The following is a 24,122-nucleotide window of genomic DNA, read 5'->3' on the forward strand; positions in this document are numbered from 1 at the left end:
CTAAGCCGCCGCGTTTGAATATCAGGCATCAATCAGTGTGTTGAAGGCATCCCCGTCCAGAACATGGATTTTTTCATCTTCGGCGTGGTGCATGCCGATACGAGCGTAAAATCGTTGGCCGATAATGTTGTCAGCGTCCACGGACAGGCGGATATAATGTCGCCCCTGTGACCTTGCGTGTGATGCCACCTGCGCAATCAGGTGGCGGGCAAATCCCCCGCCGCGATATTCCGGCGCGACAAACAGATCCTGAATATAAATCCCGGCCTTGCCGCGAAAGGTCGAATAACTTGGGAAGTAAAGGCACAGGGCAACAGCTGTGTCGTCATTATGGGCAATCAGGGCTTCGAATGCGGGGTTGGGGCCAAATCCATCGCGCGCCAGATCCGCAGGCGTGCTTTTGAACTTGTCTTCGCATCCTGTCGTGCGGGCGATTTCAAAAAGCATGGCGTGGATATCATCAACATCGTCTGCGGTGGCAATTCGGATTTGTGGCGGCGTAATGGGGTGGGGGTGATTGGCCGTCATATTCAATGGTTCCTTTATGGTGGCGGGGAAACCATAATGGGGAACGGTCATGCGCAACAGCATAATTCCCCGGTACGGTTTTGGGGGCCGGGCGGGCATGATCGAAATGCAGTGCAGGGCCGCTTTGACCTTTGCGTGAAAGGACTTGACCTTTTTCCGCGAACAGAGCAGTTTGCGGGCCACCGGTAAATTGGTATTGCAATACGAAAGTTAGGAGTCACATGGCTAAAGAAGACGTTATCGAGTTTCAGGGCACTGTTGTCGAACTTCTGCCCAATGCGATGTTTCGCGTGAAGCTGGACAATGATCACGAAATTCTTGCTCATACCTCGGGCAAGATGCGCAAGAACCGTATTCGCGTTCTCGCAGGTGACCGCGTCAGCGTTGAAATGACGCCTTATGACCTGACCAAAGGTCGTATTACCTTCCGTTTCAAGTAATCCGGAACCTGTAATACTGCAAAAATTGACGTTACCGGGCGCGCAGTTTAGGTTTGCGCGCATGGTTGCGTTTTGCTGTGTTCGTGATGGATTTTGAACGCAATGCGTTCTGCTTTGATTTGGCTTTGGTTGTCTATCGGGGAGCCGCGACTTGTCGAAACTGATTTTGGCCTCTGCATCGCCGCGGCGTCTTGAGCTGCTTGCGCAGATCGGAATTGTGCCGGATCAGGTCGTGCCAGCCGATATTGATGAAACCCCGCATGCGGATGAAAGTCCCCGTCGTCTGGCATTGCGCCTGGCGGAGGAAAAGGCCCGTGCGGTCGTTAACGATTACGCGGGCTGTTTTGTGCTGGCGGCGGATACGGTCGTGGCCTGTGGCCGCCGTGCGCTTGGCAAGGCGTCAGATACTAGCGAGGCACGCAAGTTTCTGTCGCTTTTATCCGGGCGGCGCCATCGGGTTCATGGCGGGATTTGTGTGATTGCCCCGGATGGCACGATGCGGTCGCGTGTGATCGAAACCCAGGTGATATTCCGTCGTCTTGGCGATGATGATCTTGCGCGTTATCTGTCGCATGATGAATGGCAAGGAAAGGCAGGGGCCTATGCCATTCAGGGATATGCGTCTGTGTTTGTCAAAAGCATTACCGGGTCCTATTCCAATGTTGTCGGGCTGTCATTGTGCGAAGTCGATGGCATGCTGCGCGGTCTTGGCTTTAAACAGGGGATGTGATCATGGGGACGGACGGAACACATACCGACCGTCTTTTGATTGATGCGCTTGCGTGCGAACGGCGGATTGCCCTGATCCGTGAAGATCGGCTGGTGCGGTTGTGGATTGATCGCGGTGGCCCGGCACGATTTGATATTCATCTGGGGCGTGTTTCCAAAATTTTGCCTGAAATGGCAGCGGCCATGGTGGCACTTGATGGTGTCGCCGATGGATTGTTGCCGTTTGACCGTATTGACGGGCCGCTGCATGAAGGCCAGTGGGTGATCGTTCAGGTTTCCCGCCTTGGATTTGACGATAAAGGCCCCAAATTGACCGGGCGGATTGCGATAGAAGGGCTTGGCATGATCCTGCGCCCCCGCGAAAGCAAGGGCGGCGGGCTTATTGAATTGCCCCGCAAGTTAAAGGATGATGACCGACGCGCCGCATTGCTGTCGCTTTTCAAGGGGCTGTGCGGCCGAAATGAAAGCATTACACTGCGCAGTCTGGCAATTGATTGCGACGATGGCGCCCTTATTGGCGAGCTCAAACAACTGCGTGCGGTCTGGGCACAGGCCGACGCCGCGCAAAAATCCCCATCCAGACCGGTTCTGGTTTTCAAGGCACTTTCCGATGCCGATCAACTGATCGAACGCCATGTGATGGACGGCGGCGAATGTATTGTCGATGGTGTGGATGAATTTGTTCGCCTGCGCGGGATGCTTTTGGCGCGTGGATATGGTGATGCGCATCTTGTCCGTTATGATGGGGCGCGGCTTTTATTTGATGATCAGGATATCGAAGACGATATTGCCGTCGCATTGCAGCCCCGTGTTGACCTGTCAGGGGGCGGTTGGATTGCCATTGAACAAACCACAGCCCTGTGTGCGATTGATGTCAATGCTGCCGGTTCGGATGCGGATCGTGATGTTTTGCGCCGGGCAGAGCAGGTTAACCTTCGGGCGGTGGATGAAATCGTCCGTCAGTTGAAATTGCGAAATATTGGCGGTTTGGTGGTGATTGATCCGTTGCGCATGGCAGGTAAAGCTGCGCGGGACCGGTTCGAGGTTGCCCTTCGTGATGCCTTTGGTCCGGAAATGAGCGGTGCAGTGCAGTTTGGCGGTTTTACGCGATTGGGTTTGTTTGAGCTCAGCCGTCAGCGTGGGGGCACGGCGCTGGCCGAATTGATGCAAGGCTCGCAGCCTGATCCTATGCCGACATTGGCGGGGGCATTGAACAATATCCTGCGATCTGTGGTGCGTGATTTGCGTGCGGGGCAGGGCGGACGATATCGGCTTTGCGTTGCGCCCGACCTTGTCCGTGCCATGGCAACAGACCGTCATGGACAACAAATTCTGGAACGCGCAATGGGGATGGCGCCAGAAATGGCTGCCGATAAAACCCTTTTGCGTGGTGATTACAGGCTGGAGAAGATCTGAAATGAACGAGAAAAAGTCAGTCAAAACAGCGGATTCTGGCTGTGCCATGTGTGGCAAGCCGGTCGATGAAAAATACAAGCCGTTCTGTTCTAAACGCTGTGCGGATCTTGACCTTGGCAAATGGCTGAATGAAAGCTATGCGGTTCCGGCGGCCGAGCCGCCAGAGTATCTTGAAGACCTTGAAGATGAAGAAGATTTTCAAGCGTAAAAAAAATGCGATTTGAGGCTGGACAAGCCCCAAAGGAGTTTGTATAACCCCGCTCGTTCCGCAGGGAACGCTCCGGAAACGGAGACACCAAGAGAATGCCCGGGTAGCTCAGTTGGTAGAGCAGTGGACTGAAAATCCGCGTGTCGGTGGTTCGAATCCGCCCCCGGGCACCATCCTTGGTCGCCCAAAACAGCCCGGCCATTGGTCGGGTTTTTTTGTGCCTGAAATCTTGTCATTGAAAGATTATAGCGCGGCGCGATTTTTTGCATAGTTTGGCAGTCTATTTTGCACAAAGCCACGCAATGAAAAGGGTGGCACTTGGCCACCCCGTTCGATCATTGATTGCTGATAAGCACTTCACCGTATGACTTCCTGCCTTCGGTCTTATTGCTGATCGAGTATGCCACGTTGACGGCCTCTATCTTGAAGCTGGAAAATATCTCACGCACTTCTGGCCGGTCATTCAATGACAGAATGAATGACCCTTTTATCTGGCCCAGTTGATCGGCCAGCTTGGTGAAGTCATCCCGGCTGAAGATATCCTTCCCATAGTCGCCTTCGTTCCCATAGTAAGGTGGATCAAGGTAGAACAGGGTATCAGGCCGGTCATAGCGATCAATGAAGGCCGCGTAATCCAGACATTCAATTGTCACGCCCGCAAGACGGGAATGAAGGTCTTCGAGCATCGGGGCCAGCTTGGTGATATCAAACCGTCCGGGGCGTCCCGGTGCCACCCCAAAGTTCCGGCCTGATACCTTTCCTCCAAATGCTGTCCGCTGAAGATAGAGGAAGCGTGCTGCCCTTTGGAGATCGGTTAGCGTTTCGGGATCGACAGAGGTTAATCGTTCAAATTCCACTCTGGTCGTCAGCCGCCATTTCAGCAGATCGATGAAGTATGGGTAATGTTCCTGAAGGACGCGGAACAGGTTGTAGACATCACGGTTACGATCATTGATCACCTCGCACTTTGCCTGATGATCACGGCGTAAGAAAACACCGCCCATCCCAACAAATACCTCGGCATATGTCGCGTGCGGTATGGTTTTAATCTTCCCGATAATCCGCTTGGCCAGCCTGCTTTTTCCGCCCAGATAAGGGGCCACAGGTTTCACCGGAACCGTTGGAGAATTCTCCACAATATTAGACTTTAGGTCTTTCACTTTTTCTCTCCGAAGCTCTTGGCTTTCAGAGGTGGTCCTCTGATTGGGACTCGATTGCATTAAGGGTCTTACAGCGTGTGCATTTGACCCGGATCAGAATGCGGCCAAAAGCTTCAAGTAACTTTCGACCGCAGGATTTGCACCGGATATCCCGATACTGTTCTTTTTTTGTTCCAGAGCTGGTTGACTCTGCCATCTTCGACCTTTAGCAAATCCCCGACCGTAGCTACGGTGGCGGGGCGGTTATCCGTGAGTGGTCGTTCTCACTCGGTTTGGGCGGGGACACGCCCAAACCCCCGCCGTTATTCAGCGGGGGCTACAGGAAAAGCCGGGAAACCGGCAGTGACGTCAAAATCGATATGCGCCTGAAGGTCATCCGGCAGGGCATCGATGGCGTATTCGCGCTCAGTCTGGGCATCGGTGCAGGCGCACAGCATTGCGCCGACCGAAAGCTTCAGAGCGATGATTTGCGGCTGGGCAAGAAGCGGGGACGCGTTGCTCAACATCCGAACGACCTGCCCGTTTTCCAGCATCTCGGCCTTGGCCAGCTCATAGACATTGTCGATCAGCTCACGGCTTTTAGCATCGGTTTGCACCACATAGGTCGTGCCGCTGACATCAAACGATACGCCACCAGCCATGCGGCTGAATTTGTGATCTTTGACCTTGCGTTCGAGTTTCGCCTTTGCTGCATCAAGACTAATCGGTTGGACCGTGTATTCCAGCATTGCCGTCATCGTTTCCGGCTCTTCCGGGTCGCCATTGATAACAACAGCCGGATTACCAATCACCGTCTGCCACTCCTGATCGGGCTTGGTGCCCTGATCGATCACCAGCACGAAGTTTGCCCGCAAATCCACAACAGATGCCAAGGCCGCATTGGTGTAAGTTTTGCCGGTTTCTGCCTTAAGCCCCATCGGGCTGCGGGCCGTGCGGACCAAAGCCCACTGATCGTCACAAATCGCATAAAGCACTGTCATGGTTTGTCTCCTGTTCTATCGTACCCGTGCGAATTTGCCGGGGGTTTGCGCCCAAGCGGCATAAGGGATCAGGGCTGATCCCGCTGGGTTGACGGTTGGGGTGTTTGTGCGGACTTTGATGCCGTTAGTGACCAAATCCAGAATGGCGGATTGACGTTCAGTATCAGGGAGATTGGTCATCAGGTACTGAGTGGCTGGGTTGGTGTTCTCGCCATGACCCCAAACGAAATGATCATAGGTATTCCCGCCTGTCGTGTAGTTGCGCAGCATGGCAACGCGAGGCAGGAAATCCATTGACCAGAAAGGCCCGTCAACAGTGCCATTTGATGGCATGACGCCGAAATCAGAGAATTGCGGCACAGAGCGCCAAACATAGGCCACATATCGACCAGTTGGCATTTGTGCACCGATGGTCAGGGCTGATGCCGTACTGGAAAACCATCCGGCATCGACCGCAGAGCCGGGTTCACTGTTCAAAGTATAGTAAGCACCGGCAGGCAAGGCATGGTGATAAACACGGCAATCGCCGCCATCCAAAGGCACCAGCCAAGCATATTCAATGACGCCGCCGGAAAGTTGCGTGAACGGTGTCTGGCTCCCTGTCACATGATTAATCGGACCTACGATATCGAAACCCGCCTTTGGGCTTGCGCGCCAGAACCATGTGATGCGATTGCCCTGATATTCGGCAGCGGAGCCGTACACCGGCCCATCGGCAGTCCACGTTACGCCCGTAGCACCCTCGTTGATCTCGGCTCCGCCAACGTCACATGCCCACGCTTTACCATCACCGCGAACCGTATCATTGACGCGCCAACCGGTCGCAGAATTGCGATCTTTCGTGACGGCCAACGTTTTTCCCGTCAGAGCATTCCACGGCAGCGGGTTGCTATCTCCGACAAGTCGGGTCGTAAAATAGTCATCCGGTTTCAGAATGGCCGGGCACGCCCCGTTGGCGGTGCAAACAGCCAGAGCATCCGGGGCAATGTCATAGACAAATGGCTTTTGACCACAATTAAGATCGATGGTTACACCCGAACTTGGTCCGACCGTAACCATCGGGGTCCATCCCCTGGCCGACGAAATTGCATGAGGGCCTGATAAGGGATCACCGTTTCGGAAATATGAAACTGTCCCGGCATCAAGGTCCAACCGGACACCGATATACGATCCGGCAGCAATCTGCCCAACATTTGCGACAACCACCCCGTCAATGAACACATCTCCATCAGACCGAAGGTAGGTGTTGACCATGCCTGTTCCACCAAGAATTCTGCCGTTGGCGGCGTCCTGCCAGCCGATATGGCTAAAGTCCAAGGCGGTGTTGAAACAGGCTTCAATCTTGTAAACTCCGCGGCTCACGCGAAGCGTACCGTATGTGCCCCCAACCCCCGAACTGGTAACGCGCAGGTTACCGGATGAAAGTGATGAACTGCCACTTGGAACAAGCGGGTTTAAAACACAAAAATTGTTGGTCGGAGTGTCGATAACCTGCTGATCGACCGTCAGGCCGACAGCCGTGAAGTGGTTGCCGTTGCCCGATGTGTCCTTGCCAAGGTCCAGCGGGTCGGCAAAATCAAGGTGGAAGCCGTTTGCGCCGTACGCATCAGCACCATCGCCCTTGTGGGCGAACGCTTTATGAACCCACTGACCGTAGGCATTCACGCGCAAAACATCCGTCAGTCCGATATCCGAAACCGCCGGACGGTCACAATCAAAGAACATGAACTCTGCAAGGATCGCGAACAGTTTGTGGTCGGGTGCGCTGGCCGTGCCCGAAAATTCACCAATTCTATGACGGACAGTGTTCGAGATGGCGAGAATATGACTACCAAGATCGCCAGTCGTTTCTATACGAACGCCCGAAATATAGACTTCGGTTGTTGGTGATCTTGTGTTGTCGTAATCAACGAAAAAATTGGCGTGGGTCGCGGGATCTCTTAGCAGGCCCACGCTTTGCTCAAGAGAATATGAACTAACATATTTGAATATTCCGAAGCGATAATTGTTGGCGATATGAAAACCTTCGTCTTGTTCACCTTGCGATGCCGAGAGTAGTCGTTGAGCTATAGTGTTTAGGTTCGTCCTTTTAATCCAAAAAGACGCCTTCCACTTGTTGCGATTTCCGGCGACGGTTGGTGTTCTCTCAAGGTATTGCCCACCGTCGAACAAACAGGCGAATGGGATCGGATCACCTGGATCACCACACCCAATTGCGGGCATCGGATTGTCAAATAGGATGGTCATGGATCAGCCCCCCTTGCGCTGGGTAATGTGGACGTCGATCACCGCACCGGAAAATTCCATATGGATCAGGTTGACCGCGTTCGGCTCACTACTGATTGCGCCATGATTGACGCGAAACCCGGCACCGAAATCGATGGAATAGTTGCCCGTGGCATCAATGGATAGCTCAAGCCGCGCCGACCCACCGGCAGGCAGCGGGTCCGGTGCCGTGATAGTCAGGGCCTCGGTTGCGGTCAGTGTGAAGCGGTTGCCAAGCGCGGCGTTGAACGACACATTGCCCGCTGCAACGGTTGCCGCGACTGGCGTGGTCCAGAAGCCAGCACCAAGGGTTGCAGATACCGTGCGATACAGGGCGTCGGCATTTGCATCGGTAACCGCTTTTTCAATTGCCTTTCGAAGCTGCTGCAAGTCTTCGCCAGATGCCGGAAGCGGGGTTTCCACCGTGCCAAGGAAGAAGGTTACCGCGTTAACGATCTCGCGCATCGTATGTTCAATAGCGGCGGCTGGGACTTCCGATCCTTCCATGTCCTGAGACGCATCGCCGTTGATGTACGGGGCATTAGGATCGGTTTCATTGAGCGGTTTTACATATTCCATGGTCAGTTGCCCTCGTATGAGAATGTGAGTTTCATGTGCGAGTGATTGATGCGTTCAAGAACGCAAATGAGGTCTTCTGCTCGTGCAATGCCCATCAGCTTTTCGCCAGTTCTTGACATCCCGGTGCGAAACCGGGTTAAGCGGGCTTCATAGACGCGAACAGTCCACCAGAACCGGCTTGTGGCGCGTCCCAGCCGGTCGCCACAGCGTGACAGCCCGGTGATAAATGGACGGCGTTCAATGATTTCGGCGTCGTATCCGAGTTTCTTGGCCAGCGCGACGATGGCGTTGGGGTTGAGGCTACCGACACGGGTGCGTTTTTCATGCACAGCCGCCCGGCGTTCCTGCAAGGTGGTTGCGTGCTGATGATCGCAATCAAGCAGGCCAAAGTCGGCCTCCCATTCTTCGAGCGTGATTGATGCCGTCAGCGGGCTTGCCTCGTTCATCAGGCTATCAACCAAGTCGTCCTCAAGCGCGAATTCGCGGGCGATGGCCCTGATCAACCCGTCGCGCTTTTCCGCTCCCTCACGCGGGAAGGCAGGGCCTTGCGGCAGGCCTGCAATCATGGCGGCGGTATAGGCGGTTGTTTTCTGTTCTGTTGTGGTCATTCCGGGCGCTCCCACAGGGTATCCTCGCCAACCGATATCGCGTTGATAACCGGCAGTTCATTGACCCCGTTCGCAATCGGACCACTGGGGCTGGCCAGCGTGTGGTAGTCCTCACCCACAGCCGAAGAAATGGCCGCTGTTAACCAGCTATGGCGAATGTCTTGTCCGGGTTCACCAGAACGTCTGAACAGTGCCTGAACGTTGCTTGCAATCGCCTTCAGCGTCTTGGTGTCTGATGGTGTCAAATCGGAGAATTCGAGATCCACAAGATTGGCATCGATGACGACGACGAACACTTGCGCACCCGAAGGGCGACCTTCCCATTGGCCGGTGATTTCATTGATGTATCCGTCAATGTGATCCGCGACCTTTTGGCGCAGGCTTTCAGACGGTACAGGCCATCCGTTTTCGTCATAGGACGCAATACGGACAGTGACAGTGCCAAGCCCCATTGCCTGTGGCGAAATCCAGACACCATCCACGCCGGGAATATCGGTTGCCCAGACGACATAATCGGCATTGCTGCCACCCATCGGCGGGTTAGCCTGACGATAGAGAATACGTGCGCGAAAGGTTTCCGTGTCTTCAATCGCACGACCAACCGTGAAGGCGGTTGAAACCGTTGCCACCGATGCGATCCCGGACACCGGGGATACCAGTGTAAGTTCCTGCCCAGCAATAAGGTTTCCTGCGGTGCCGGTGGCTTCTGCCTCGGCGGTTACGGTTGCTGTGCCACCGGACACAATGGCATCGGCGGTCGTGACGTAGAATTGACCGTTCGCGTGTTTCCAGCGCGTGCCGGTTTCAAGCGTAACGGATTCCGAACCGTCAAACTGGATCGCGCCGGTCGCCGGGACGGCTTGGCGCTGGCTCATCCCATATTCGGCGGCGATGTTTTTCAGGTTTTCCAGATCGGCGCTTTTGGTGAAACGCTGTTTTGCCTGATACGCAATATGCTGATGAAGATCGTCAATCTCGCCTGCTACCTCGGCGGAAATGACACCGATATTGGATGCGCGACCGGGGATGGCTGCGAGTTTAAGGCCAGTTGAAATGCCTTCGCGCAGACGCAATTCCCGTTCTGTGATGGATGTTGTTTGCCAAGGCATCAGGCAATTTCCTCTAACTTGTATCGACCGGTATTGGTGTCATAGATCAATGAAAAGCGGCGCGGCGCGGATGTCCCGGAAAGATGGAGGTTGAGTTGCGCCTCAATGCGCCCGCGATGGGATGATTTCTGTGCAATTGCACGCACCGTCGTAACGTTCCTTGCGTCACCTTGGGTGTCGTCAATCATGAACTGACAGGCTTGCTCCAAGGTCTCGGTAACGCGGTAAGGCATATTCGGTGTGATCTTTTCGCGCTGCATGAGCCATAAAAGACTGCCTTCAGGCGCGTTGTTCGACAGCGAACTGGCCCAATGGCCACGCGGATCAACGCCGGTTTCGATGGTGTCTTCAGGCGCACGGGCATCACGGAAAAGCGCGTGGATCAACATCGTGATCAATCCATCGCCAACAACAAGGTCGATGCCATCGGTCGCAAAATCGAAGCCGGTTTCACTGGGGTTTGCAAATGCGATATCCATCAGCCGACCCTCATCTTGCTTGAACCTGAAACGATCTCATGAAGGCCTGCCGAACTGCCTGAGGTCACATTAACAAGATCACCAATGCGGGCGACCGGCTGGGCGTCCTCGCCGCCAAAGGCGATATCGTCGCAGTCAAGCGATGCACTTTGGGCTGAGATCGCAACATTGGTTGCGTTCACGTTGACATCCGTGCCGTTGATGGTGACCGTGGGGGCATTTACAGTAACCTCGGGGGCGTCAACGGTTACAGCCTTTGGGGCGGATATTGCCGCAGTTCCGTCAGCATGGAACCACACGGTTTGCCCCCAGCGTGACCACAAAACAACTTCGCCGGGCCTTCCTCCTGTAGGGCGATGACGCGGGTCCGAAATGATGGTTGCAACCAAATGGGACCGTTGCCCCAAGATCGAGCTTACAAACGCTTCTGCGCCTTCTAGCGGATAAACGGCAAGGCCGTATGCCTCGGCATGCTCGATCTTGTCGTCCAACCCCAGACCATGTACTTGAAGATGACGGAGCTTGCCCGGCTCTATCTGATAGACGTAAGTCACACTTGCCCGACTAAAGAGCAGCTTTAGACGCAGTTTGATGTTGTCGAGAGTGTCTTTGATTTTATCAGTCCGCATTCCAGACCTCCCCCGGTTTGGTTTCCGGTTCTGCTACGAGTTCGTAGCTATCCGGGTGGGTAACCGTAAGACGGGTTTCATCTGCTTTTTCAGCCGTGATCGAGAATACGACCTTGCTGATCAGGCGTGTGGCTTTCAGACCGTCGATGGTGTCATTGACGGGAACCTTTTTGTTGATGTCCCACAGCTTGCCATTTGATCCGCGTAAGCCGGGGACAAGGTAATCACGGCTTTCTGAGCGTGCGGCATTGATTGCAGCAGTTGTGGTCGCAAGTTTCGTCATAGCGGAGGCATCGCCGGGTTCATCGGCAATGATCACAAGCGGGCAATAGCTGCTGATGCCGTGATCTTTGGCACGACCAATCACCTTTGAATGCTCGGAGGTTGCCCAGTCCGAACCGGGGCTTTGCGTATGGCAGATATACTCGTTGTGACGGTCGGCAATATCCTCGCTCAACGACAGGGAAAGCGCATTTCCATTGTCGGTATCAAGGCGAATTTCGTCTGACAGTACCGTCGCGGCCTTGGCCGTTGTGACGATCAGTTGACTGTTAGAATCTGCATAAACCATCAACGCCCGGTGGCGGCAAACACGTTCAATCACCTTGGCGGCGGTATCACCGGGCTGGGCGGTAAATTTCTCAAACGGCTTGCCGACAGGGACTTGTGCAGAAACGGAAATGCCGAACGGCTTACAGATATTTTCGATGATCTGAAGCGCTGTCTGATTTTTCCACTCAGCCGGGAAATTGACAACGGAACCACGGACCAACCGCGAAGTTTTGTCCTGGACAACAACGTCAAAATCAAAGCCGTCCTCGTCAAACTCCAAGTCGCGGGATTTGATATAGCCGACAATGAGAGTTTCACCATCGACTGTCAGGCGGGCGTCATCATCAAGCCGGATACTTGGTACCGTTGCCGGACCCTCTTCGAACAGGCGGGTCAGCGATAGTCTCGCCTCGCCATAGATCGCATCAAGCGATTTGGTCACGGTCGCGTCGGTCCAGCCGCTATAGATATGCCCCCGGATATAGAGTTGTACTTCACTCATTCCTGATCCCCTTTGCGAGATAGAGGATTTCTTCGCCTGCTGTGACAAAGGACGGGTGGCGGATGGCATTGCGTGATGCAAGCCCGTCCGCAATCGTTCCCGAAAGCCGGTAGGAAGTGACACGGGCGGGCGTGGATGTTGCCGGGACTTCCTTTTCAAGCCACGGCAATCCGGTGATGTTTTCAGATACATCACGGGAAACCGCTGTGCGCAGATTGCGCAAGGACTGGCTGCGGGCGGCTGCTCGTTCCGGGTCCGCTGTCGTTGAGGTGCTGGCGGCGAGAGAAAGTGCTGAAACAAGGGTGTCGCGTGCGCCAATTGTTTCTTGCACACTTTCGAACGGGGTATTTGCCACTGCCTTGGATGCTGTCACCGCCATTGCATCAAAAATTGCCAGTCCGACCAGTTCAGTATTCTTGGCCTCCGAGCTTGATGCGACATAGTTGGTCGCCATAAAGCGGTTTGATAGTTTGCTGATGACGGGCGAAATCGCAGTGCCTTGCAACACACCGCTTTCACTCACCATGTTCCATGCCTGACCGGCACCTTCCGTCAGAACGCCGGTAAAGGCCCGTACACCTTCTGGTGAAGCCCCGAAATAATCCCCGACCTGTGATGCCATTGAGAAGGCTTCAGACATGAGTGAAGGCCCGGCATGCGCGGTGACCTCAATGGCAAAGTTTGTTGCCATGTCGATAGCCGCACCTGTGATTGCGCCGGGCGTGATTGTCTGGCTCATGCGATACAGGTCAAACGCCGCTTTTGTCAGCTTTGCATAGTCCACTTGCACGGGGTCTGCGGCATCCTGCACATCAAGATCATAACCCGCGATGACGTTTTCTTCGGCAAGGCTTGCCGCCGTTAAAACGTTTGACTTCGTGTCGATGCGAACGGTTGGCCCGATGGCCTTGCCGGACTGGACGAAAGTCACGGTGAAATCGGCAACGCCGAGTTCCGTCATGCTTTCTTCGCCATTGACCGTTTCGGTCACGACTTCAAGTGTGCCACGTGTCGGGTGCACATATTTACCGGGACCGATGACCCTGAATGCGTTCTCAAGGTCACGACGGCGCTGAAACACGTCATCGCCAAGAATGAAAATGGCTTCTTGGAAAACATCGTCATTGAGACCCATGTCGGTCACAAGGCCACGCTTGCCGAACGGATAGGATTTTTTGTCAATGCGGTGCGACAGTCGCAACGAGCTGGTTGCAACGTGGAACGGAATACCCCGGAAAGAGGCCTCGCGGAATTGGGAAAGATCAATCATGGCTGACCTCCCTCAAGCGCACCTGTGGCGTCTCCGCGTTGCTGCTGTCGGCGCTGGCGTCGGCCCATCACACCTTGGACACGGGTGTTTTCCTCAATTGCCGTGGCAAGTCGCTCTTGGGATGAGGTGTTCCTTTCCAGCGCTTCATTGCCCTGACCATTTGAAGTGTTTTCTTTGTCGTCTGAAAACATTTTGTCCCATAGGCCGGTAATGGCTTCTTCGCCGAGATATGCCCCCAGACCGGCACCGATGGCCCCACCAATGGCTGTGCCGATTGGACCGACAATGGTTCCCGCCATCGCGCCAAGCTGCCCACCCGCCAGCGCACCGCCAAGGCTTCCGGTTGCCCCGGCAACGCCCCGACCGTCGCCCGCAATCGCAGCCGATCCGATGTTCATGACCGCAAGGCCGGTGGCAAGCGGACCTGCACCCCGAACGAATTTCCCTGCTTTGGACCCGATACTGGTCAACCCCGTGGCGGCGGATGCCTTTGCACCCATAGAAATCAGACCACCAAGACGACCGCCTCTGCGAATGCGCGGGCTTCTTGATTTTCCATTTTTGCCTGTGCCGCCGCCATCTGCGCCATAGCCATAACCGCCGCCTCGACCCACTGGCCAATTGGTCACGATAACCGGCGTTGCTGCCGCACTCGCCAGCGCACCGGCAGCACGGCCACCGGCTCTTGTGCCGCCACGCAGGCCTTGCACAAGCCGCACGCCTGCCGACGCCCCACGGATTGCCTTGTTTACCGCCCAGATGCCAGCAGCCGCAGCCACGCCGGTTGCCGCAATATCAAACAGGTTTTCAAGTTCCTCGCTGCTCAGTCCCGAGATGGCGTCTGCCAGCGTTTGGATGGGGCCTGAAAGGTTTTCGTCGGCCATGCGGGAAAGGGCTGCATTGAGCGTTTCAATTGCCGCTGCCATTGATTTGGTTTTATCAATAGCGTCCTGTTCAATCTGATTTCCTGTGACTTTCACATTCATTAGATCATCAAGCATCGTCATCTTACCGGTTTTGGCAAAATCGGATTGCAGTTTGGCAATGGCTTTGCCGCCGGTTTCCCCAAAAATCTCATAGACCTTGGCATTGCGTTTGATGGGGTCTTTGATTTTTTCGAGTGCGGTGAATGTATCCTGCAAGATTAGATCAAGATCGCGGCTGTTTCCTTCAGCATCGAAAAGTTTGATCCCACCGGCGTTTAGAAGAGCACCCTTGCTTTTAAGGGCATTAAAGAAGCCCTCAACTGCCGTCGCGGCCTCTGCTGTCGAACCTGTGCCCTTACGTGCGGTCATGAAAAACGCGCCGAGGAAGTTCAACGCTTCCTGTCCGCTATATCCCAAATTCTGCATTTGGGTTGCGAGTGGCCCGATCTCGTTAGCCATTTCCTTGAACGGTACAGACCCTTTTTTACCTTGCTCAATCAGCAACTCAAACGCACGTTTAACGTCCTCTGAACCGCTGACACCAATGTCACGCAACGCGTTCATTGTTTGTGCTATTGCGGTACTATCAGCACTAGAAGCACGCATGGCCAAGCCGATATTGCGCAGGTTTTCTTCGGCGTATGGCAGGTCACCGGTCAGATCGATGAAGGTTGCAAGCCCGGCAATCAGTTCTTGCGGGTTGACCCTTACGGCTTCGTCATTGGCTATTTCATAAAGCTTTTGTTTGAGGTTTTCAGCTTCATCACCGGTCATTCCTGCTTGAACCTGAATGTCCTTCAGGATAGCGCCAAAGTTAATCACACCTTTTGCCAACGCCCCGGTTGCAAAGCCGGTGGCCAACCCGGTGTATTTGTTCCCGATACGATCAATACCGTTGGAAACACCGACAGCCGCTTTGTTAAGTCGCCCAAAGGATCGCGAGGCAGAAGTTGCAAGACCCGACACGGCACGCGACATGTTCTTGGCCGCTGCCGTGAGGTTGCCGCGTAGATCGACCTGTACCTGTGAATTGAAATCACTCATCGGGGCGTGTCTTTTGCCATCATTTTGAGGTAGCGGATGATTTGCCAGACGGGCATGTTGCGAACGGCTTCAAGCGAGGTGCCTGTGGTGCGTGCCAGAGCAAACATCATGCTTTCGACATTTGCCCTGGTACTGATGATTTCTTGGCCCGAGATCGCACCCGGTGCGACGCGATCAAGCGCCAGTGCCGTCAGCACCTTCTCCGGCACCAGCTTCGTCTCGCCCCCCTTTATCGCTTTCGCGTTGCAGGTACAGGGCATCAATCTGATCAGCGCGTTCAACCAGCTTTCGATAGTCGCCTTCGCTCATCTTGCGAAGGTCCACGATCTGAATAGGCCCTTGCATGACAGTGCCAGCCTTGCTTTCGAGCTGTTTGACCTGACGCCGTAGACGCTCGGTCGACACAATGGTTGGGCTCGTGACGATGACAGGTTCACCATCCGGGGCGAACCGGACTTTCTCGCCAGCGGTCGCAGCATCAATCGCTTCACCGGCGTTGAGCGGAGCCATTGTCAGACGGGTGTAAAGGTGTTCACCGATCTTCATGCCGTCCGTTAGAATAAGAGGGTCCATCAGACTTTCTCCGCACTTGAGCCTTCAAACGACAGGCTCCATTTGCTTTCATCGCCGTCCGACATTTCGGGGTCTTCGGTCATAACCATGATCGGAAACACCCATTCCTGACTGGACGCGGTGTCGGTAAATCGTGCGGTGACTTCCTTGCCCGCCGATATGGTTGCGGGGTCAAAGCCTGCACTAGATGACGCCTCAACCTTCAAGGTGCCAAGATTGATATGCACCGACGATCCGAGATATCCACGCGGGCCTTTGCGCGGCTTCGCGGTCGCGAGACCAAGCGTTACCGTGGCGCTGCCCGGAATTGTAGGCAGTTCATATCCATCCATGGCAACGACGGCATCGCCAAACATCTTGTCTGACATTTTTTTCGTCCTTTCTTTGATCAGATCAGGCGGAACGCAGAGCGCACCGCAAGCTGGTGGAACTGGTCAATCGGGCGCGGTTGATCGAAAACATCCAGACGGCCGCGCTTTTGACTGTTTTTGTTTGCGATGATGTCGGCCTTGTAACCGTCGAAATCGTCCATAAGGCCTGCTTCAACCATCGCCTGATAGTGAGCAAGAAACTCGGCAGTACCGGTTTCAGGGGTGATGATGTTTGATGACCGACCGGCGGCTGGATGACCCGACAGTGCCAGTTTGTGGCGAGGGTATTTCAGCTTGAACCGGTTGATGACGGATCGCCGGTAGTACGACATGATCATGACCGTATTGATCGACTTGTAAGCGGTGTCTTCGGCTCCGGTCGCATTCTCACTGTAGGTCGTGACCATGCGTTCGATATGAACTTTGCCATCGTTCCCGATTGTGTGAGTCGACACCCCGCTCGACAGCAACAACTCATTTTCTGCACCAATGCGGCGTTTGCCTTCCGGCGCGCCCATGATGTCTTTCAGTTCAAGAGTTTGAAACGGACGGGCAGGATCAATGGAACCGTAATACATCACAGCACCTGCGGTGGATGCGGCCCAATCCCAAGGCGCGGAAAGGGCATCTGCTGTCGTGTCCATTACAATGCCGTTTTGGGAATTCTGGGAGTTGGCATAAGTTCCCATCTGAGCAACACCCGCACGTTTGGCGGCAAAAACCCGACCGTCGAGACCCGAAAGAGGCCCCCAACGCAGATCGAGTTCTGCACGTAGGGCGGTCATGTTCGTTTCATCCGTGAAAGGCGATACGAAACCTTGGTACTGTGTCAAATCATCCAGCGCATCAATGGCGGCCGTCATATCCGGGTTGCCTGCACCAGTGGCGAAAACACCTGTGCCGAACGTTAAGCCCGGCGTGTTTTGATCGGTGTTGTAGTGGCGGGTACGGAATACGATGTCATTGCCGGTTTCACCCTTCCACTTACAGGTCAGGGTCAGGTCTGCGCCGTCGACGGTTGCCTCTACCGGGCAACTTGGGTCGTTATTCAGAACTGTCGCCAAGCGTCCGGCAACACTGTCCGCGTCTTCAGCGGAGGCGATGCCAAGCTGGTAGCGTTTGTTGTTGATGTAGAACTGCTGAGTCGAGCTGCGGGTAGCTGACCCCGCGAACGTGCGGGTAACTTTAGCCGCAACACCGGCTTCAAGTTCTGCCAGCGGAACAACAAGTAATTCCTGATACGGGTTTTGAAGGCGAAAACATTCGACCATCCCGACCAGCATGGAATCCGTGCCAAACAAAACGGACGCTTCAGACTTGGTGATAACGTCATAGATACTGCCTGCGACGGCTTCTGCATCTGTGCCAAGCTGGCCAAACATCACTGTGCGCTGTTTGAAGACCGGCAGGCCGTTCAAGGCAAGCGTCGGGTCGATTTCGACATAGATGCCCGGTCGCCAGATATCGAGCGGGATCGCGTTAAAGCTGATATCAGCCATCGGGGTTACTCCTTAGCCTTGTTAGCCTGGGCCGCTGTGGATTTCGGGCCGGTTTTGGTTTGGGTGGAAGGGCGCGGCGGGCTTGCCTTGTCGGCTTCGCCACGATTGATGAAGCGCCGGTAAAAGCTGGTGTTCGGGACAAATGCACCCTCGGCACCCATGACTTCGCCGGTATCGGGCAAAGGGATTGTCATGCCCTTGCGCGGCTTGATGTAAATCTGCGCGTTCATGCTTCCTCTTCCTCGGTTTGCGGCAGATCGGTTTCCATGACCGGCGAACCTTCGCCGCCAATTGCTGCCGTGTGATGGATGGTTTCAAAGTCGTCGAGTTCGGCAATGTCCCAGTCGGCGGTCACCGTGAGCTTGCAGGTCAGCGCAAGGCCATAGACCGCGAGGTATTCGCGACCGACCTTGGCGTTGAACAGGTTGGTGACCCGCTGAGGTTCGAATTTCCGGTCGAGTAACTCGTGATCGAGATCGCAGGTCGCAAAGAAACTGAAATCGATCAGTTCGAATGCGCCGATGATTTTGCCGCCGCGACCGCCACCACGAGCATGTTCGTCATTGGTCGATTTACCCGCGACTATCAGCACAAAGGTTGCTTCGAAGCTGTGTGCGCCATTGCGCATCTGCCGAGCCTTTGACATGCCGGAAAAGGTTACGTAGATCGATGGTGCCTTCTGGGCGAGAACACCAAGCAATTCGTCATCAAGCTGGCCGCTATAGGTGTCGATATGAAACGGGATCCCCTTGGCATCCCGTTGCGCGATCAAACGGGCTTTCAATGCCTGTTCAAGAATTGCAATCATGGTCGTGCCTCCGATTTGGCGGCACGAATGAATTCGGCAAGCACACCCCGCATGCCTTTGATATCGTCGTCGGCAATACCAAGAACCGGACGGGCCGGAATGGTGACCTGCTTGGCGAAGACCGGCACACCACCAATCGTGAATGCCAGAAGACGTGCACGCTTGGGCTTGATGACAGCCCCTTTTTGATGGGTGCTGGCATAGATCACGTTCGTACCAGCCGCGACACTGCGGTCCGTGACACGCTTGTCGAACGAGTTGCGATACCGCGCTGTCTTTACAAGGATTTGACCACCACGCGCTGTTGGTTCCCATGGTGCGCCATCCGGGCCGCGCCCTTCCTCGAAACGACGGTCGATATTGAGCAACAACACATCACCGAATCCTTCCAGCAATTCGCGGGGGTTCGCGAGATTGGCAAGGAAGTTCATGACGCGACCGCTCATGCGGCCAAGATCGCGCTGGTCGGTGGTAATGGAAATGCCGCTCATAGCATGTCCTTTCCGACAAACACCGGTTCGGGTGTCGTGAAGACCGCCTTGCTGGACGACTGACTGCCAATGTCGATGTCACCAGCGGCAATGCGTTTGAGCAGCTTGATCGCGTTGTCGTAACGCTTCTCGACTTCCTCGGTGGAACGGCCTGCATAGAGGCGATATCGCGCAAGATCACAACAGACCGAAACAAGTACGGATGGTGCGGGCGATACCGGCGTGCTCATCCGGGAAGCAAGATTTGTATCAATAATGGCGCTGGCATCATCAAGCGCGACAGACATTGAAGCCGCATTGATCGTCTCGACAGATGGATCGTTCTGATTGGTCAGCTCGATCAATTCGTTCGTCGGGAAGCGTGCTTCCATGTCTGTCGCGGTAGCGTATGCCATTTGGTTTCACCTTGTTGGGTTTGAACTGCCGACCGGCGGGGAACGCGGAGAGCGCCGGTCGGCAATTCGGGATCAGTCTTCGCTTAGACGGCTTGTTGCTTTTGGAACTGATCCCATGCCTCGTTACGCAGGGCGGCTGAGACCGGGAAATCGATACCTTTGACGTCCTCGATAGCTTCGGTTTTCGGCTGGCCAGCCCCGGTAAAGAGATCGGTTTTGGCCGGATCGATCTTGCCAATGGCTTCGATCACACGGTCAAGTTCACTGGCTGGTTCTTTGGTCGGACCGTTCGTCGGTTCGGTGCCGGTACCGGTGTTTTCCGGTTCTTCCTGTGCCGTCGCATTCTGCACTTTGGAACCGATGAAGCCTCCCCGGATTAGGGGTGCGGCCTGTTCGGTCGTCAAATCGACCGTGCCACCGGGTTTGGTCTTCTTGCCGTCATGGTCGACGGTAATCAGAACGGGATAAATCATGTTGGAATTTCCTTGCGCTTGGGTGGTATTACGCCACGTTGGAGAGAAGGAAACCGGCATGATTTGCGACGATCAGTTCCTTGACGGTTTCGCCCGAACGGATCAGTTCGCCGCCGCGCAGGCCCATTTGTGCCGGAGTGGAACCCGCAACCTTGGTGCCGTGCTGTGCCGTCATGCCAAAGGTGATGCCACCCGTGGTGTCGGCACTTTCGTCAATGAACTGGCCAGAAACGATGCTGCCCCATGCGCGTTCGATGACCGGGGTTTCGCCGGGTTTCGTGGTGTTGACGCGTGACGCCCCGATAAGGATTTTCTGAACCTCTAACAGTTCGGCGACGGCTTCGCGTGCGGCGACACCGCTGTCGCCGGAGTTGCGATTGGTTGCTTTGACGATTTTCGGGTGACGACGGAATTTTGACCAAGCAACCTGCCCGAAGGTGAGCTGGTTCGGGCGCACCAGACATTCGTCCAGCATGTCCGAGATTTCCTTTTCCGGGTCGGCGGTCGGGTCGGTAAACATCGAGGTTCCCGAGAGCGCCTTGACCAGATCAGCGGGATAGTGGGCAGCATTGGAAATCAGGCCAGCAACGCGAACCTCGCGATCAAGCATGACGATGTTGGTTGCACGTTCTGTGGCACGATCACGCGGGTTGTATCCTGCCTGTTCGGCTTCTTCGATGGTCGGGGTGTCGAGCGGAATGTCGATACCGAAATCCTCGACGGCATCGTTCTTTTTCTTGCCTTCAATCTCGACACGGTTTGGCGCTGAACGCGCACCAACACGGGTGTCGGGCACGCTGTAACCTTCGGCAAGATCATATTCCTGCCATTCGAACTTGCGGGCGGGAACGATCACGCGTGGCAAAACCTGATCGGCGATCAACGTATAGAGCGGATTGCTATATGAAATCGCAATCGCGGTCAGGGTCGGATCGACCTCAAACTGTCCGGTAGTCATAAAACGAAACTCCTGAGTGCGGGTCTGTCAATCAGCCCTGAAGGGTGGAAGGAACGATGTGAACGTCGCCGATCACACCCAGGCCACCACTTTCAAGAGCGGTGCCGACAACGCGGGCATTTGCGCCCGCAGCCGGTTCGGCCACAACAGCACGGCCATCTGCATCGCTGGTCAGCGGATCGCCAAACTCGACGTCACCGCCGAATTCGATTTTCTGGGGACCGTCGAGGCAAACATCGATGCGCTTGTCAGCGGTATCGACACGACCGATCCCGGTGCAACCCAGCAGCTTGTCGTTCGCGGCAGTTGCCTGTTTGACAATGCCGTCAGATGCGCCAGCCGCAACAATGCGATATGGCGCAATCGCCCCGGCGCTGGTGAAGTTCTTGATGGTACCAAGGGTGCTCATTTACCGGCTTCCTTCTGGACATGACGAACAGCCTGCGAATGGCTGACCGTGATCCCTTTGGCCGACTGCTCGGTGCGATAGGCGGTTGCCTTGCTGGCCAACTGTACGGGATCAGAGAAATCGACACTCTCGCTGCCATCGGCATCGGCAGCGGAATGCTCGGAGAAATCGACGGCCTTGGGTGCAGCACCCAGAATGGCCTTAAACGCATCGAGCGGAGCAACTGCCGGGGTGCCCTCGGCAAAGCTGATTTCGCCGTCAGCATTCACGGCCAGATGCGTTGCGAGGGAAACGACCTGATCTTTTTGTGCCGGCACGAGTTTGCCGTCACGGATCAGACCATCTGCAAATTCGACGGCACTGGCGCGTGCCTGCGTTTCGGCAAAACTGGCCTCACGCTTGGCAATTTCCGCCTCGCGTGCTTTCAATTCTTCATCGGTCACCGTGTCCTCCTTGGGCGTTGGTGCAGGTTTTGGAGCGGGGGAAGGTTCCGGCGTTTCGGAAAAGGCCGGTGAAGGTGTTGCCGGTTCAGTTTCCGGCTGGGTCGCCTGTTCGGCAACGAAGTCGACATCCCAACCCGGCAAGGCTTTGTCGGCATCTTCCTGTCCGTATTTTTCGATCAGGAAGTCGCGCAGGCCCCGGAACATCCGGGCAATCGAACGCGGTTCGATCTCGCCAAATTCGATGGTGACAAACCCATCGTCGCCATCGTCGGCAAACTCGACCGGACGCAGGCCTTTGACGGCGGGTGGTTGCGCACCAAGGAAACCTACATGGCGGAGATAATATTTCCCCGGTGTTGGGTTTCCGGGTTGATTGGGCTGATAGAAGGATGCCGAGATTTTCTTATATGCATGGCTTGCGACCAGTTCGGCGAAATCGGCATTCACCTGATGCGGGATGGCGACAAGTTCACCATCGGAGAATTCAAGGCCTTTAACCCACCCATAGGCGGGGGCGTCGGTTTTCGGATGACCGACGACAAGCGGGCTTTCATGCAATGCCGGATCATAGACGGAAGCCGATGCAGCTAGATCGCTCTCACCAAACGAGATCGTCTGGCCGGTCATGGCCGTATGGGTGCCGGGTTTGAAAAGGGGAATTCGCTTCACGTCGCTCTCCGTTCGTTGGAGAGGTCACTATCGCGGTATCAAAACGGGAAAATTAGTCTGAAAATTTCAGGGGAACTGCCGTTTTTTTCGATGTGAAGCGAAGGGAGCGTGAATTATTTCAGGGGAAGCGTCAAGATAGATACGGGTGTATTGAACGTTACAATGTTGTCTTGCTGGTGCTCTAACGGGGGTCTAACGGCTATCTAAATCAGGTTAGCGGTATCGCTAACCTAAATGCATTATGAGTGCCTTCTATGGCGAATTTCGGCCTCAATCGAAATTGATGTTTCGTATTGCTCAATGCGTCGCTAAGTCGGCCTGTTCTATAAATTCAAGTAATTCGTTAAGGTCGGGCAAGGATGGAGTGGGGGAGGGCAAACCAACTACATATTTCTTGCCTCCATACCGACTGTCCGTAGCCATCAAGTTATATCCAGATGCTGAGTAATGTTCATGGAAATCAGTGTGCTGGTTGGCCCAACTCGCAATAGCTGCCAGATTTTCTGGCTGGAAGAATGCTGTCATTGCATTCGTCCTTCTTGCAAGTCCTTGAATTTCATTTGCTAATTTAGAAACCACCTTAAGTCGGGCTCCAAGTTCGCTTGTACGCAGTGTGTTGGTTTGAATAGTGCTCAGTTCTTTATAGGAAGCTTTGAGAAGGTTAGATATTCGGGTTAGCTCATCGACCGTTTGTGATTGTCGACGCGTAAAGTCGAGGCCGTTGAACCTCCCTACGACCTTAAATTGGGTCTTATAGTATTTTGGGGGTTCTGGTGGCTTGATCCCTTCTGCTCGCAGGTTTTTCTTCGCGGTTACAGTTAGGTTATCCCATTCTTCTTTTTCCGCTTCATAATTGTTAGTTCCGTTCAGTTCTCGAGCATGATCTCGAACCTCTACGGGTATTTTGAGCTCGCCCGATGACGATGCTAAAGCATGCTGCAAGTCAGAAAATTTATCGATAAGCGTAATATTGAGTTCGTCATAAGTTGCGAAAGTAGGATGCTGGCATATGATATCCAAGCTTTCGATGAACTTCGGAAAAGCGACTTGAATTCTTCCTAAACGCTGAAGTTGCAGACTTCTCTTCCGCTGATCCTTAAATTCTCTTCTTACTTGTTCAAATTTTGCAGAGTAGTGCAATTTTCCACAAACATGGCCAATCAAGAAACGCTCACCGGAGTTCGGCAATTTTAGGACAAATCCCTTAGAATGATTGGGTTGACTAACTTTGCAATGTACGCATTTAACTTTAATGCTTTCCTCGGGTGGGGACCGCGTCAGATCGTACTGAAACTCTATGATGGGAACTTCCGTGCTGTTGGGTAGGTGGTCGATCAATCCACCAAGACTTTCAGGGTCTTGTGTCCAGAACTCGCGATTTAGAAGTTCACCATCATCAATTTTCAAGCTTATCTCCAAAACAGGGATTTTCGACCGACACAACGGATGATTGATTAAACACGAATTGAGAGTGGAGTTAAAGTTTTACTCTATAAGATTGTTTGTTCCATAAATAGTGACATTCAGTTATTATAACGCCCGCGGTTGCCGGAAATTCTGGTGAAATTCGTGAGCCCAGAGTGCTGACCTTCGGGCCAGTAGCAGCAAG

The 24,122-nt window shown here is 54.5% G+C and carries 30 protein-coding genes and 1 tRNA gene; 5 read left to right on the plus strand and 26 right to left on the minus strand.

Annotated elements, in window-relative coordinates:
* Nucleotides 1-21: 21 nt before the first annotated feature.
* A complete protein-coding gene (locus TALK_RS04560; RefSeq protein ID WP_085616573.1) occupies nucleotides 22-528 on the minus strand; it encodes a GNAT family N-acetyltransferase in 507 nt (168 codons plus the stop codon).
* A gap of 221 nt (nucleotides 529-749) precedes the next feature.
* Between TALK_RS04560 and infA the strand changes: the two genes are divergently transcribed.
* The 5 genes from infA to TALK_RS04585 all read left to right on the plus strand — a co-directional run bounded on the left by infA (nucleotide 750) and on the right by TALK_RS04585 (nucleotide 3,494).
* The gene (infA, locus tag TALK_RS04565; RefSeq protein ID WP_007092059.1) at nucleotides 750-968 is read left to right on the plus strand and encodes a translation initiation factor IF-1; all 219 of its coding nucleotides are present in this window, start codon (nucleotides 750-752) and stop codon (nucleotides 966-968) included.
* Between the two features lie 151 nt (nucleotides 969-1,119).
* Complete coding sequence (locus TALK_RS04570) at nucleotides 1,120-1,698, plus strand: Maf family protein (RefSeq protein WP_085616295.1); 579 nt, start codon at nucleotides 1,120-1,122, stop codon at nucleotides 1,696-1,698.
* A 2-nt stretch (nucleotides 1,699-1,700) separates the two neighbouring features.
* On the plus strand, nucleotides 1,701-3,113 hold the full coding sequence (locus TALK_RS04575; RefSeq protein WP_085616297.1) for a ribonuclease E/G: 1,413 nt from the start codon (nucleotides 1,701-1,703) through the stop codon (nucleotides 3,111-3,113).
* Nucleotide 3,114: 1 nt separating this feature from the next.
* The gene (locus TALK_RS04580) at nucleotides 3,115-3,321 is read left to right on the plus strand and encodes a DNA gyrase inhibitor YacG (protein WP_085616299.1); all 207 of its coding nucleotides are present in this window, start codon (nucleotides 3,115-3,117) and stop codon (nucleotides 3,319-3,321) included.
* 97 nt (nucleotides 3,322-3,418) lie between these two features.
* Nucleotides 3,419-3,494, plus strand: a tRNA-Phe gene (locus TALK_RS04585).
* A 162-nt stretch (nucleotides 3,495-3,656) separates the two neighbouring features.
* Here the strand turns inward: TALK_RS04585 and TALK_RS04590 are convergent.
* From TALK_RS04590 to TALK_RS04710, 25 genes are all read right to left on the minus strand, one after another.
* Entirely contained in the window at nucleotides 3,657-4,481 is an 825-nt protein-coding gene (locus TALK_RS04590) for a DNA adenine methylase (protein WP_245829665.1), read from the minus strand.
* Nucleotides 4,482-4,506: 25 nt separating this feature from the next.
* Complete coding sequence (locus tag TALK_RS22410; RefSeq protein ID WP_085616302.1) at nucleotides 4,507-4,677, minus strand: Com family DNA-binding transcriptional regulator; 171 nt, start codon at nucleotides 4,675-4,677, stop codon at nucleotides 4,507-4,509.
* A 106-nt stretch (nucleotides 4,678-4,783) separates the two neighbouring features.
* The gene (locus tag TALK_RS04600; RefSeq protein WP_085616304.1) at nucleotides 4,784-5,461 is read right to left on the minus strand and encodes a DUF4376 domain-containing protein; all 678 of its coding nucleotides are present in this window, start codon (nucleotides 5,459-5,461) and stop codon (nucleotides 4,784-4,786) included.
* A 15-nt stretch (nucleotides 5,462-5,476) separates the two neighbouring features.
* A complete protein-coding gene (locus TALK_RS04605; RefSeq protein ID WP_085616306.1) occupies nucleotides 5,477-7,414 on the minus strand; it encodes a DUF7483 domain-containing protein in 1,938 nt (645 codons plus the stop codon).
* Nucleotides 7,415-7,711: 297 nt separating this feature from the next.
* Nucleotides 7,712-8,305 carry a hypothetical protein gene (locus tag TALK_RS04610; protein ID WP_085616308.1) on the minus strand — a complete coding sequence of 198 codons (594 nt, stop codon included), beginning with the start codon at nucleotides 8,303-8,305 and terminating at the stop codon, nucleotides 7,712-7,714.
* 2 nt (nucleotides 8,306-8,307) lie between these two features.
* Entirely contained in the window at nucleotides 8,308-8,913 is a 606-nt protein-coding gene (locus tag TALK_RS04615) for a YmfQ family protein (RefSeq protein WP_085616310.1), read from the minus strand.
* Entirely contained in the window at nucleotides 8,910-10,022 is a 1,113-nt protein-coding gene (locus TALK_RS04620; RefSeq protein WP_085616312.1) for a baseplate J/gp47 family protein, read from the minus strand. Before TALK_RS04620 ends, TALK_RS04615 begins: the two co-directional genes overlap by 4 nt.
* Nucleotides 10,022-10,501, minus strand: coding sequence for a phage GP46 family protein (locus tag TALK_RS04625; protein ID WP_085616314.1), 480 nt, complete (start codon nucleotides 10,499-10,501; stop codon nucleotides 10,022-10,024). The genes TALK_RS04620 and TALK_RS04625 overlap by 1 nt, the downstream gene beginning before the upstream one ends.
* Entirely contained in the window at nucleotides 10,501-11,130 is a 630-nt protein-coding gene (locus TALK_RS04630) for a phage baseplate assembly protein domain-containing protein (protein WP_085616316.1), read from the minus strand. The genes TALK_RS04625 and TALK_RS04630 overlap by 1 nt, the downstream gene beginning before the upstream one ends.
* Entirely contained in the window at nucleotides 11,120-12,184 is a 1,065-nt protein-coding gene (locus TALK_RS04635; protein WP_085616318.1) for a phage baseplate assembly protein, read from the minus strand. Before TALK_RS04635 ends, TALK_RS04630 begins: the two co-directional genes overlap by 11 nt.
* Nucleotides 12,177-13,454 (minus strand): DNA circularization N-terminal domain-containing protein, encoded by a 1,278-nt coding sequence (locus tag TALK_RS04640; RefSeq protein WP_085616320.1) that lies wholly within the window; start codon nucleotides 13,452-13,454, stop codon nucleotides 12,177-12,179. Before TALK_RS04640 ends, TALK_RS04635 begins: the two co-directional genes overlap by 8 nt.
* Nucleotides 13,451-15,424: a phage tail tape measure protein gene (locus TALK_RS04645; protein WP_085616321.1), complete on the minus strand. Its 1,974-nt coding sequence runs from the start codon at nucleotides 15,422-15,424 to the stop codon at nucleotides 13,451-13,453. The genes TALK_RS04640 and TALK_RS04645 overlap by 4 nt, the downstream gene beginning before the upstream one ends.
* Nucleotides 15,421-15,621: a hypothetical protein gene (locus TALK_RS04650; RefSeq protein WP_085616323.1), complete on the minus strand. Its 201-nt coding sequence runs from the start codon at nucleotides 15,619-15,621 to the stop codon at nucleotides 15,421-15,423. The genes TALK_RS04645 and TALK_RS04650 overlap by 4 nt, the downstream gene beginning before the upstream one ends.
* Entirely contained in the window at nucleotides 15,599-15,997 is a 399-nt protein-coding gene (locus TALK_RS04655; RefSeq protein WP_085616325.1) for a phage tail assembly protein, read from the minus strand. Before TALK_RS04655 ends, TALK_RS04650 begins: the two co-directional genes overlap by 23 nt.
* On the minus strand, nucleotides 15,997-16,365 hold the full coding sequence (locus TALK_RS04660) for a phage tail tube protein (RefSeq protein ID WP_085616327.1): 369 nt from the start codon (nucleotides 16,363-16,365) through the stop codon (nucleotides 15,997-15,999). The genes TALK_RS04655 and TALK_RS04660 overlap by 1 nt, the downstream gene beginning before the upstream one ends.
* Nucleotides 16,366-16,385: 20 nt before the next feature.
* Nucleotides 16,386-17,867, minus strand: a complete 1,482-nt coding sequence (locus TALK_RS04665) for a phage tail sheath subtilisin-like domain-containing protein (RefSeq protein WP_085616328.1) — start codon at nucleotides 17,865-17,867, stop codon at nucleotides 16,386-16,388.
* 5 nt (nucleotides 17,868-17,872) lie between these two features.
* Complete coding sequence (locus TALK_RS04670) at nucleotides 17,873-18,097, minus strand: DUF2635 domain-containing protein (protein ID WP_085616330.1); 225 nt, start codon at nucleotides 18,095-18,097, stop codon at nucleotides 17,873-17,875.
* The gene (locus TALK_RS04675) at nucleotides 18,094-18,675 is read right to left on the minus strand and encodes a phage protein Gp37 (RefSeq protein ID WP_085616332.1); all 582 of its coding nucleotides are present in this window, start codon (nucleotides 18,673-18,675) and stop codon (nucleotides 18,094-18,096) included. Before TALK_RS04675 ends, TALK_RS04670 begins: the two co-directional genes overlap by 4 nt.
* Nucleotides 18,672-19,166 (minus strand): phage virion morphogenesis protein, encoded by a 495-nt coding sequence (locus TALK_RS04680; protein WP_085616334.1) that lies wholly within the window; start codon nucleotides 19,164-19,166, stop codon nucleotides 18,672-18,674. Before TALK_RS04680 ends, TALK_RS04675 begins: the two co-directional genes overlap by 4 nt.
* Nucleotides 19,163-19,561 (minus strand): gp436 family protein, encoded by a 399-nt coding sequence (locus TALK_RS04685; RefSeq protein WP_085616336.1) that lies wholly within the window; start codon nucleotides 19,559-19,561, stop codon nucleotides 19,163-19,165. Before TALK_RS04685 ends, TALK_RS04680 begins: the two co-directional genes overlap by 4 nt.
* Before the next feature lie 83 nt (nucleotides 19,562-19,644).
* Complete coding sequence (locus tag TALK_RS04690; protein ID WP_085616338.1) at nucleotides 19,645-20,034, minus strand: hypothetical protein; 390 nt, start codon at nucleotides 20,032-20,034, stop codon at nucleotides 19,645-19,647.
* Between the two features lie 28 nt (nucleotides 20,035-20,062).
* The gene (locus TALK_RS04695) at nucleotides 20,063-20,992 is read right to left on the minus strand and encodes a capsid protein (protein WP_085616340.1); all 930 of its coding nucleotides are present in this window, start codon (nucleotides 20,990-20,992) and stop codon (nucleotides 20,063-20,065) included.
* Between the two features lie 31 nt (nucleotides 20,993-21,023).
* Nucleotides 21,024-21,401 (minus strand): hypothetical protein, encoded by a 378-nt coding sequence (locus TALK_RS04700; RefSeq protein WP_085616343.1) that lies wholly within the window; start codon nucleotides 21,399-21,401, stop codon nucleotides 21,024-21,026.
* Entirely contained in the window at nucleotides 21,398-22,513 is a 1,116-nt protein-coding gene (locus tag TALK_RS04705; RefSeq protein WP_085616345.1) for a hypothetical protein, read from the minus strand. The genes TALK_RS04700 and TALK_RS04705 overlap by 4 nt, the downstream gene beginning before the upstream one ends.
* Nucleotides 22,514-22,810: 297 nt before the next feature.
* Nucleotides 22,811-23,920, minus strand: coding sequence for a hypothetical protein (locus TALK_RS04710; RefSeq protein WP_085616348.1), 1,110 nt, complete (start codon nucleotides 23,918-23,920; stop codon nucleotides 22,811-22,813).
* Nucleotides 23,921-24,122: the final 202 nt, after the last annotated feature.

Origin of the sequence: Thalassospira alkalitolerans (assembly GCF_002115745.1) — a bacterium.
Lineage (GTDB): Bacteria > Pseudomonadota > Alphaproteobacteria > Rhodospirillales > Thalassospiraceae > Thalassospira > Thalassospira alkalitolerans.

Excerpts from the sequence above, each read along its gene's own strand:
- TALK_RS04670 (WP_085616330.1), bottom strand. The coding sequence starts at position 18,097 with ATGAACGCGCAGATTTACATCAAGCCGCGCAAGGGCATGACAATCCCT.
- TALK_RS04630 (WP_085616316.1), bottom strand. The coding sequence starts at position 11,130 with ATGCGGACTGATAAAATCAAAGACACTCTCGACAACATCAAACTGCGT.
- TALK_RS04645 (WP_085616321.1), bottom strand. The coding sequence starts at position 15,424 with ATGAGTGATTTCAATTCACAGGTACAGGTCGATCTACGCGGCAACCTC.
- TALK_RS04575 (WP_085616297.1), top strand. The coding sequence starts at position 1,701 with ATGGGGACGGACGGAACACATACCGACCGTCTTTTGATTGATGCGCTT.
- TALK_RS04580 (WP_085616299.1), top strand. The coding sequence starts at position 3,115 with ATGAACGAGAAAAAGTCAGTCAAAACAGCGGATTCTGGCTGTGCCATG.
- TALK_RS22410 (WP_085616302.1), bottom strand. The coding sequence starts at position 4,677 with ATGGCAGAGTCAACCAGCTCTGGAACAAAAAAAGAACAGTATCGGGAT.
- TALK_RS04635 (WP_085616318.1), bottom strand. The coding sequence starts at position 12,184 with ATGAGTGAAGTACAACTCTATATCCGGGGGCATATCTATAGCGGCTGG.
- TALK_RS04655 (WP_085616325.1), bottom strand. The coding sequence starts at position 15,997 with ATGGACCCTCTTATTCTAACGGACGGCATGAAGATCGGTGAACACCTT.
- TALK_RS04660 (WP_085616327.1), bottom strand. The coding sequence starts at position 16,365 with ATGTCAGACAAGATGTTTGGCGATGCCGTCGTTGCCATGGATGGATAT.
- TALK_RS04600 (WP_085616304.1), bottom strand. The coding sequence starts at position 5,461 with ATGACAGTGCTTTATGCGATTTGTGACGATCAGTGGGCTTTGGTCCGC.
- TALK_RS04695 (WP_085616340.1), bottom strand. The coding sequence starts at position 20,992 with ATGACTACCGGACAGTTTGAGGTCGATCCGACCCTGACCGCGATTGCG.
- TALK_RS04680 (WP_085616334.1), bottom strand. The coding sequence starts at position 19,166 with ATGAGCGGCATTTCCATTACCACCGACCAGCGCGATCTTGGCCGCATG.
- TALK_RS04665 (WP_085616328.1), bottom strand. The coding sequence starts at position 17,867 with ATGGCTGATATCAGCTTTAACGCGATCCCGCTCGATATCTGGCGACCG.
- TALK_RS04690 (WP_085616338.1), bottom strand. The coding sequence starts at position 20,034 with ATGATTTATCCCGTTCTGATTACCGTCGACCATGACGGCAAGAAGACC.
- TALK_RS04700 (WP_085616343.1), bottom strand. The coding sequence starts at position 21,401 with ATGAGCACCCTTGGTACCATCAAGAACTTCACCAGCGCCGGGGCGATT.
- TALK_RS04560 (WP_085616573.1), bottom strand. The coding sequence starts at position 528 with ATGACGGCCAATCACCCCCACCCCATTACGCCGCCACAAATCCGAATT.
- TALK_RS04620 (WP_085616312.1), bottom strand. The coding sequence starts at position 10,022 with ATGCCTTGGCAAACAACATCCATCACAGAACGGGAATTGCGTCTGCGC.
- TALK_RS04675 (WP_085616332.1), bottom strand. The coding sequence starts at position 18,675 with ATGATTGCAATTCTTGAACAGGCATTGAAAGCCCGTTTGATCGCGCAA.
- TALK_RS04625 (WP_085616314.1), bottom strand. The coding sequence starts at position 10,501 with ATGGATATCGCATTTGCAAACCCCAGTGAAACCGGCTTCGATTTTGCG.
- TALK_RS04640 (WP_085616320.1), bottom strand. The coding sequence starts at position 13,454 with ATGATTGATCTTTCCCAATTCCGCGAGGCCTCTTTCCGGGGTATTCCG.
- TALK_RS04685 (WP_085616336.1), bottom strand. The coding sequence starts at position 19,561 with ATGGCATACGCTACCGCGACAGACATGGAAGCACGCTTCCCGACGAAC.
- infA (WP_007092059.1), top strand. The coding sequence starts at position 750 with ATGGCTAAAGAAGACGTTATCGAGTTTCAGGGCACTGTTGTCGAACTT.
- TALK_RS04615 (WP_085616310.1), bottom strand. The coding sequence starts at position 8,913 with ATGACCACAACAGAACAGAAAACAACCGCCTATACCGCCGCCATGATT.
- TALK_RS04610 (WP_085616308.1), bottom strand. The coding sequence starts at position 8,305 with ATGGAATATGTAAAACCGCTCAATGAAACCGATCCTAATGCCCCGTAC.